Annotated in this window: 4 protein-coding genes; all 4 read left to right on the top strand. The window is 37.9% G+C overall.

Annotation, left to right across the window (positions count from 1 at the left end; all coding sequences use genetic code 11):
- Positions 1 to 118 precede the first annotated feature (118 nt).
- Complete coding sequence (locus CIK92_RS04280) at positions 119 to 352, top strand: helix-turn-helix transcriptional regulator (protein ID WP_094388283.1); 234 nt, start codon at positions 119 to 121, stop codon at positions 350 to 352.
- Positions 353 to 416: 64 nt separating this feature from the next.
- Positions 417 to 2,603, top strand: a complete 2,187-nt coding sequence (locus tag CIK92_RS04275) for a CFI-box-CTERM domain-containing protein (protein WP_144289326.1) — start codon at positions 417 to 419, stop codon at positions 2,601 to 2,603.
- Complete coding sequence (locus tag CIK92_RS04270) at positions 2,590 to 3,486, top strand: hypothetical protein (protein ID WP_094388281.1); 897 nt, start codon at positions 2,590 to 2,592, stop codon at positions 3,484 to 3,486. The genes CIK92_RS04275 and CIK92_RS04270 overlap by 14 nt, the downstream gene beginning before the upstream one ends.
- A gap of 22 nt (positions 3,487 to 3,508) precedes the next feature.
- A complete protein-coding gene (locus CIK92_RS04265; RefSeq protein WP_094388280.1) occupies positions 3,509 to 6,025 on the top strand; it encodes an Hsp70 family protein in 2,517 nt (838 codons plus the stop codon).
- The last annotated feature ends 37 nt before the right edge of the window (positions 6,026 to 6,062 follow it).

Below are 6,062 nucleotides of genomic sequence, written 5' to 3'. Positions count from 1 at the left end.
TAGTTAATCGCATCCAATTCTGTCAACTAATTTTAGGAATAGTCAAATTTTCTTGTATTTTCACGAATAATCCAAGCAGAATTTATTATATTTGCATTTGAATTTAATTTTTTAATGCATGGAGAATTTAAATAGACTGAAAGCTGTTCTTGCAGATGCTGGTCAAACGAACAAATGGTTGGCAGAGCAGTTAGGCAAGGATCCTGTGACCGTGTCAAAGTGGTGTACAAATACCACTCAGCCTGATTTGTTGACGTTATCTAAAATATCGGATTTGTTACACATCGATATTCGCGAACTTCTTGTGAGCAGGAATCAGCCTGTTCAGCCACTAACAAAAGAAGTTAAATAAGTTCAAGAACTTAGTGGTTTTTTTCGGCAATGTTTTAAATAAGATACTAAACGATTAAATAGATATGCTTAAAATCGTTCAAAACAACCCATATCGTTTTCTGGGAGTTTGTTCTAACGCTCCCACTGCTGAACGTTTGGCAAATAGCCGTAAATTGAATGCTTTTTTGAAAGTAAATAAAGAGGTTTCCTTCCCTCTTGACATTACAAATTTATTGCCATCATTGGTGAGAACAACAGATGGAATGAATGCGGCGAATAATAGCATTAATTTACCAAAGGATCAGTTGAAATACGCTCTTTTCTGGTTTATTAATTCCTCAGCTATCGATAAGATGGCACTGGAATATCTCCAGAATGGTAATACTTCTAAGTCTTCTGAATTGTTTGGAAAGAAAGAGACTTTCTCTTCATTGATTAATCAGGGTGTTCTCGCTTTTATCAATGGAGATGATGGAGAGGCAATACAATGTGTCACAAAGGTTATCCATGATGATGATTATCGCAGTGATTTTGTAGAAGCAGTTTGTGGTTCGACATTCAATATTTCAGAAGAAGATTTGGCTAAACTCTTTATAGATGCGCTACTTGAAGAGATTAAAGTCAGTGAATTAAAAGACTTGTTTGAACAATATGGCACATCATCTGATGACGATGAATTTTTACAAGAAAAGGCAATTGGAGAACCGATTGCTGCTATCAATAGTGCAGTAGCCCAAGCAAAAAACATAAAAAACGATGATGCTCCAGCCCAGTACCAGGCTGGTGTAACGTTGATGAATTCAACTAAAGCCGACTTACAAGCTATTCGTTCTATTTTGGGCACATCGAATATGCAATATCAAATGGTAGCTGATAATCTTGCCAAGCAAATACTTCAATGTGGCATCAACTACTACAATAATGCAAGTGAAGATGAGGATGTGGAAATAGATAAAGCATTTACACTTCAGAACTATGCTCTATCAATAGCAGTCGGAAGATTAACTAAAGACCGCTGTAAAGAGAATGTTGATATTCTAAAGAAAAAGAAAGAAGAACTTCCTCCAAAGGAAGCTAGATATTATGACAAGAAAATCAAGGACGCTTTGGCCGTCTATATGACACAGCCTGATAAGATTAGTTATGCAATCAGCTTGATTAAAAAAGTGGTTCCTTATTTGATGTCTATTAAGGAGGTTCTTGGCGGCAGTAACACGTACTATCTGAGAATGTCAACTTTGATAGTTAACGCTTCTCTCCATAACATTATTGAGGAATTTAATAGTGTTATGAATGATGGTGTTCAGCTTCAACTTCTACTTGACAGAGCAGGTACTATGCGTACAATTAGAAACGTCTTTGATCAAGCTTGGAAGGCAACCCTTTATATGGATAAGCTGGATATGGAACCTGAATTCAAAAGAGGCAGATATAATCAGAACCGTTCAGCTCTGAAAGGACAAGTAGAACAAGTAATAAACGTATATCAAACAGTTTCTTTAGATATGCGTGGTGAGAAAAAGATTTTTGAAGATTGTAGAACGGTTTCCGACTTAAATAACTATACAAGTCTGTTCCCTGGTGGTAAATATGCATCTCAGGTAAAGGACAAAATTGAAAAAATGGAGTTTGATGCTTGTACGTCTACACAAGATTGTCAAAAATTCAAGGACAAGTATCCTCGAAGTAGATACGACATCGATTCCAAGTGGGAAGAATGCTACTACAAGCAGTGTAGAAATATTTCACATTATGAAGGATATTTAAGAGATTATCCTAATGGAAAATATGTATCACAAGCTAAGGCAAATATTGACAAGCTCTCTTATGAGTCTTGCCGGAGCGTTAGTGATTATAGAACATATATGTCTAAATTCCCTCATGGAAAATATTTCTCGCAAGCAAAATTGTTTGTAGATGACGAAGAAATGTGGTCTCGATGCACATCTTCGGACAGCAAAGATTTGTATAAAGAATATCTTGCGAAGTTCCCCAATGGTCGCCACAAGACTGAAGCGGAACAAAAAGCAAGTGCTTGCTATGTTGCAACCATGGTATATGGAGATTACAATCATCCACAGGTTGTAGCTCTTCGCAGTTTCCGTGATGATACATTGCAACATTCAGCATTAGGAAGAGCCTTTATTCGTTTTTATTACAGAAACTCCCCCACATGGGTTGAGAAGATGCGTGGTAAGAAAACGATTAACAGTATAATAAGAACAATATTGGATAAATTTATAATACTATACAATCATGAAAGTAAGTAGAATTATTTTGGCTTTGATTGCTTCTGCGATTGTAGCCACATCCTATGCAGAAAGCAATGACAGTGTTAAGTTTGTGAGATTAGAGCAAACTCTTCAAAAAGAGATAAAAGCTCGTGAGTCTCTGAAAACTGAATTAGCCATTCAAAAAGATTTAATAAAGAACCAGGCAGGTGTAATTGATTCTCTTCGTTCTGCTATTGATCAGAATGCAAGAAATATAAAGACTGCTGCTGATGAAATTGGGGTGAAAATTGATGAGACAAATTCAACTCTTGGTTCAAAAGCTGACTCCTCAGATGTTAAATCAAAAACAATTTGGGGAGGCATCATTCTTATATTACTTGCTATTTTAGGTGCAATAGTTTATTATCTTCTTCACAAAAGGATTAATAAGGGGAATGCCGATGTTAATGCTTTAATGGAGAAGTCTGATAAATTGAATGAGCAAATCCTCAATCAATTCTCCTTGGAAATGGCAGAAATGCAGAAAATTTCTGCGTCATTAGCAGCCATAGAAAAGACCTCTGGCCAACAAGGAGGTACATCTTCTGAGCCTGACCATTCTCTTATTAAGACTCTTGCAGACCGCATTACTTTCATGGAAATGACACTCTTTAAGATGGATCCTAAAGTTAAAGGTTACAAACAACTTTCAAAATCCATTTCTCAAATGAAGGACAATCTTCTTGCTAACGGGTATGAACTCGTTGAAATGCTTGGTAAACCCTATAACGATGGAATGAAAGCGGTCGCTAATTTCAATGATGATGATGAAATAGAGGAAGGAAAGCGAATCATTACGGCAATCATCAAACCGCAAATTAATTATAAGGGCCAGATGATTCAAGCTGCTCAGATTACAGTTAGTCAAAATATTCAATAATATCATAAGGTTTTTTACGCTCATGGCACAAATTAAGATGAAGTACGGAATTGACTTGGGTACCACCAATTCCGCAATCTGCAAGATGGAGAACGGTGAACCGACCATCAAAAAAACCGATACCCTTAAAGATACGCTCCCTTCTTGTGTCTCATTCACAAAGAAGAAAGTTATTAAAGTTGGCGACAGTGCTTATAACGACCTTCGTCAAGATAAATCTCGCGCATCAAAGAAAATGTCAAAAATGAGCGAGAATGTGTTCCTTGAATTCAAGCGCACAATGGGATTGGACACTCAATATGAGAGCAAGAATATGGAACGTTCATTCTCTTCCGAAGAGCTCTCTGCAGAAGTTTTGAAAGCACTGAAGTCCTTTGTTTCAGATGATTCAATCAATGCATGTGTTATTACAATTCCTGCAAAGTTTAAAACCGACCAGATTGCTGCTACAAAACGTGCAGCGACTATGGCGGGTATTGACCATTGCGAACTTCTTCAGGAACCAATTGCCGCATCTATGGCATATGGATTGAGTTCTGCCAAGAAAGATGGTATGTGGCTCGTTTTTGACTTCGGTGGAGGAACATTTGATGCTGCCCTTTTGAAAGTTGAAGATGGTATCATGCAGGTAAAAGACACTGAAGGAGACAACTATCTTGGAGGCAAGAATCTGGACTATGCTATTGTTGACGAAATCATTATCCCATATCTTAAAGAGAACTACGTTATCGATGATATTTTAGAAGACGACACTAAGAAGCAGATTCTTCGTGACGCAATGAAATTCTATGCTGAACAAGCAAAGAACCAGTTGTCTTTCAAAGATAAGTGCGATGTTACTTCACAACTTGACGAATTTGGTGAAGATGACGAAGGTACAGAGATTGAACTAGATATGGTAATTACAAAAGAACAAATTGCCGAAGTTCTTTCTCCGATTTTCCAGAAAGCAATTGATATTTGCAAGAATCTACTTTCAAGAAACAATCTAAAGGGAAAAGATCTTGACTCCCTGATTCTCGTTGGTGGCCCAACTTATTCACCCGTTCTTAGGAGTATGCTCAAAGAACAGATAACTCCTAATGTCGATACTAGTATCGATCCAATGACAGCTGTTGCCAAAGGTGCTGCTTTGTTTGCTTCTGGAATAGATACAGAAAGTAAGGGACCTGGCGTTGGTGTTGGCGGTAATAGTTGTACAGTGGCTCTTGATTTAGCTTATGAATCAAGTTCTGTTGAAACTGTTGAATTTGTATCTGTTAAGCTTCTAAAGAATGAATGTACAGGCACTATTCCTTCAAAAATATTCATTGAGCTGACTCGTAATGATAAGGGATGGTCAAGTGGTAAGGTCGAAATCAACGAAATCGGTGATGTTATTGAGTGTCAGCTCATGGAAGGAAAGTCAAATTCATTCGCAATTGTAGCATATGATGATAAGGGAAGTACAATTCCTTGCTTCCCTAATGAAGTGAACATCATGCAAGGTATAGTTGTAGGTAATGCTGTCCTTCCTTATAACATCGGCATTGAGGCACATGACAGCAATCGCAATAAGGATGTATTTGTACCGTTAAAGGGTCTTGAAAAGAATCAACCAATTCCTGCTATCGGTGTTCGTAACGGTCTTAAGACTCCTTCACAATTACGTCCGGGCATGACAACTGATCGTCTTGTTATTCCTATCTATCAAGGTGAGCACAATGCGGAAGGTAGTAATGCTATCTATAATGACCATGTAACCAATATTATCATAACAGGTGATGATGTTCCGGCATTAATACCAGCTAATAGCGATCTTGATATTACTGTTAAGGTCGATCGTTCACAAATGATGACTGTTGAAGTAACCTTCCCTGTAATTGGCGAAACTGTCGAGAAAGAAATTGATGTTAATCAGCGTTCTGGTGTAAATGAGGACGATCTTGATGAACGACTTAACGAAGCCAAACGCAAACTTCGCAACCTGCAGTCTACCAATGGCGTTGAAGAACATGAAATATCAGAAGCTCAATCTATGCTCAAAGATATTATTGGCCGTTTTGATGGTGAAAAGGGTTCAGAAGATGGTAAAATGCATTTGCTTGCTGACCTTCGTCGTACTTTCTTAAAGATGGAAGAGACAGAGAATGCTCATGAATGGGAAACTCTGGAAACAGAACTTCGCGAAGAATTTGACAGACTGGAGAAAGCCAATAATGATCTTGGCAACAAGCATGATGACCAAGTAGCAGAACTCCGCCGTCAGACAGATATGGCAATTCGCAAGCAGGATGTCCAGATGGGGCGTCAGGTTCTTGATGAAATCAATTCTGTATTTGTTGGGGTAACATTGATCTATCAACTTGTCGGATTCGTTAGACATCATAGTACCAATTTTGGCCAATACAAATGGAAAGATGCTGGTAGAGCACGTCAGTTGCTTAACCAAGGTCTAGATATTATCAATAATGACCCAAGCGTTGAATCCCTGCACCCTCTTGTATGTGCTGTAATTGATTTGATGGATGTTCCACTTAGTGAGAAACCTCAATTTTAGTTAATCAATAATAATTGGTGGGAGGCAACTCCCACCA

The sequence above is a fragment of the Prevotella sp. P4-67 genome (genome assembly GCF_002251325.1).
Taxonomy (GTDB): domain Bacteria; phylum Bacteroidota; class Bacteroidia; order Bacteroidales; family Bacteroidaceae; genus Prevotella.
Note: the sequence above shows the minus strand (reverse complement) of the source record. Positions and strands in the feature narration are given on the sequence as shown.

Bases quoted from the DNA above. Each gene is read 5' to 3' on its own strand.
- CIK92_RS04280 (WP_094388283.1), top strand. From the start codon at position 119: ATGGAGAATTTAAATAGACTGAAAGCTGTTCTTGCAGATGCTGGTCAA.
- CIK92_RS04275 (WP_144289326.1), top strand. From the start codon at position 417: ATGCTTAAAATCGTTCAAAACAACCCATATCGTTTTCTGGGAGTTTGT.
- CIK92_RS04270 (WP_094388281.1), top strand. From the start codon at position 2,590: ATGAAAGTAAGTAGAATTATTTTGGCTTTGATTGCTTCTGCGATTGTA.
- CIK92_RS04265 (WP_094388280.1), top strand. From the start codon at position 3,509: ATGGCACAAATTAAGATGAAGTACGGAATTGACTTGGGTACCACCAAT.